This window comes from Parasynechococcus sp. (assembly GCF_042954245.1).
Taxonomy (GTDB): Bacteria; Cyanobacteriota; Cyanobacteriia; order PCC-6307; family Cyanobiaceae; genus Parasynechococcus.
In genome coordinates this window covers 1-2,690 of sequence record NZ_JBGKDP010000165.1, presented here as the reverse complement: position 1 = coordinate 2,690, position 2,690 = coordinate 1, and the positions used below count along the sequence as shown (strand labels likewise).

Below are 2,690 nucleotides of genomic sequence, written 5' to 3'. Positions count from 1 at the left end.
TTCAGCTCTCCGGAGGTGAACGTCGCCGTTGTGAGGTGGCTCGGGCGCTGGCTTCGGGTGCCAATGGACCGACGTATCTGCTTTTGGATGAACCCTTCGCCGGTGTCGATCCCCTTGCGGTGGCAGATCTTCAGGTGCTGATCGAGGGATTGCGGTCCCGGGGGATGGGGATCCTGGTCACTGATCACAATGTGCGCGAAACCCTTGCCATAACTGATCGCGCCTACATCCTCAACGATGGTGAGGTGTTGGCTGCAGGACGTTCCGAGGAGGTGGCGGCTGATCCACAGGTACGCCGTTACTACCTCGGGGAAGGATTCCAGCTGTGATTTTGGATCGTCTCAAACGGGCTACCTGGATGCGGCTAGATCTATTGGACCGCTGGTTGCTCAAGGAGCTTCTGGGTCCGCTGCTGTTTTTCATTGCCCTGTTCACGCTGCTGCTGCTAACGGGCGGTGTGATGTTTGAACTGGTGCGGCAGATGGTTGACAAGAACCTGCCGATCACGATTGCGGCTCAGGTGTTGTTATTGAGCATCCCGCGTTGGTTGGCTTTCTCTGTGCCGATCGGAACGCTGATGGCATCGCTGTTCGTGTTCACTCGTCTTTCCGCAAATAATGAGCTGACCGCCCTGCGAAGCCTCGGCATCACCACGAAGCGGATGATCAGTGCAGCCCTCGCCCTTTCGATGGCGATGACCCTGTTCAGCTTCGTTCTCAACGATGTTGTGGTGCCCCGTAGCCAGCGCTACGCAGAGATCAGCTTAAAGCGCGCCTTGGGTCGTTCACTCGCCAGTGAGACAGGACGCGATGTGATTTATCCCCGCTTTGGCAGACGGATTGCTTCGGATGGTGAAAAGGGAGACAAGGGCCTCCTTCAACTCTTTTATTCCCGCAATTTCCAGAACGGCCAAATGCTGGATGTGACGGTCCTGGATTTCACGCGACCCGGTCTCACCCAGATGTTGCGTGCGGATCGGGCCATCTGGAATGAGGGTCAAGCCAGCTGGGACTTCCTGGATGGTCAGGTTCTGACTTTGGCGGCCAACGGCAGTTCGACCAAGGCCGATTTCGACCGTTACGTCTACCCCCTCGGTTCCGGCCCGGTGCGCCTGGCGAAAATCGAGAAGGATGCCGTCAACATGACTGTTGCTGAAGCCTTGCAGGCCCAAAGGCTGTACGAAGAGGCAGGAAGCCTCAAGGATGTACGCAAGATTCGTGTGCGGATCCAGGAAAAGTTCACGGTTCCGATGGCCTGTTTGGTTTTCGGTCTGTTTGGAGCGACTCTCGGCGCTCAGCCCAGTTACCGGACCAGCCGAAGCTTCTCGTTTGTGCTGACCCTCGGGATCATCGCGGTTTATTACGTGATCGGCTTCAGCTTCAGTTCCCTGGGGGTCAAGGGCTCCCTGCCACCGATTGTGGCGGCTTGGCTGCCAGTGTTGTTGTCTCTTGGTGCAGGTGGTTGGTTGCTCAAACAGGCCAGCCGCTGATTAACCAAGGCAGAATCGACGTGCTTCTGTGAAATGGTTTGCTGAACACGCCTTTTGAGTTGGTCACTAGCCTTGGTTTCGCTGGCTTCGTGTTGCTGCTGCTGGCCATGCCCCTGGCCTTCTGGGCGGTTTCGAGCCAGTCCCGTGCTGGCTTGGTTTGCCTGCTGGTGGCCGTCGCCAACCTTCTGTTCACAGCTCAGCTGATTTTGCGCTGGTGGCAATCCGGCCACTTCCCAATCAGCAACCTCTACGAATCCCTCTGTTTTCTTGCCTGGGCTTGCACCCTCACCCAGTTGCTGGTGGAACGAGCCTGGCCTTCTCCCATTGTGGCGGCAGCGGCCACCCCCATGGGCCTTGGTTGCATTGCCTTCGCCAGCTTTGCCTTGCCCGGTCAATTGCAGTCAGCGGCTCCTCTGGTTCCCGCCCTGCGCTCCAGCTGGTTGGTCATGCATGTGAGCGTGATCATGGTGAGTTACGCCGCCTTGCTGGTGGGATCCCTGCTCTCTTTAGCGGTGTTGGTCACGGATCGCGACCAATCCCTGGAACTTCGGAGTAGTTCCATTGGCAGTGGTGGATTTCGTCAGGCGGCCTCGATCGCGCAGGGTGGTTCTTTTCAGCTGCAATCGGTCCAGCTCAGCACCAATGAACAACTCGACAGCCTCAGTTACCGCACGATCACGGTTGGGTTCTTGATGCTCACGGTGGGCATCGTGAGTGGTGCTGTTTGGGCGAATGAAGCCTGGGGCAGTTACTGGAGTTGGGATCCCAAGGAAACTTGGGCCTTGATTTGCTGGCTGGTGTATGCCGCTTATCTGCACACCCGCCTCAGCCGCGGTTGGCAAGGTCGACGCCCAGCTCTTGTTGCCGTGGTTGGTCTTGTGGTGATCGCTGTTTGCTACATCGGCGTAAATCTGCTGGGCATTGGTTTACACAGCTACGGCTGGTTTTTCTGAAATTCGGTAATTATTTAGGTAAATATTCTAACCACAATTTACTCATTCATATGAGGGATTGATTCTCTCGCTCAGATCCCTTCATTCGAGGGTTTATTCGCGTATGTTCAGTCTGTGACAACGGCACACGAACAGTGGAAGAGATTCTTAAGCTGTGGGCCTGGCAGCGAAAGCGGTTGCCACAAGGGGATTGAGGTCCACATCGACGCCCGCCGCCCCCCCGCCCATGACCATCAACCCTGGGGTGT

Annotated in this window: 2 protein-coding genes and 1 pseudogene; all 3 read left to right on the top strand. The window is 56.8% G+C overall.

The window, feature by feature from the left end; all coding sequences use genetic code 11:
- Positions 1–329, top strand: a pseudogene (locus ACGVJ8_RS07405) (ABC transporter ATP-binding protein); the annotation flags it as partial.
- Complete coding sequence (locus ACGVJ8_RS07400) at positions 329–1,489, top strand: LptF/LptG family permease (RefSeq protein ID WP_392346831.1); 1,161 nt, start codon at positions 329–331, stop codon at positions 1,487–1,489. The pseudogene ACGVJ8_RS07405 and the gene ACGVJ8_RS07400, both read left to right, overlap by 1 nt.
- Before the next feature lie 38 nt (positions 1,490–1,527).
- Positions 1,528–2,442 carry a c-type cytochrome biogenesis protein CcsB gene (gene ccsB, locus ACGVJ8_RS07395; RefSeq protein WP_392346829.1) on the top strand — a complete coding sequence of 305 codons (915 nt, stop codon included), beginning with the start codon at positions 1,528–1,530 and terminating at the stop codon, positions 2,440–2,442.
- Positions 2,443–2,690: the final 248 nt, after the last annotated feature.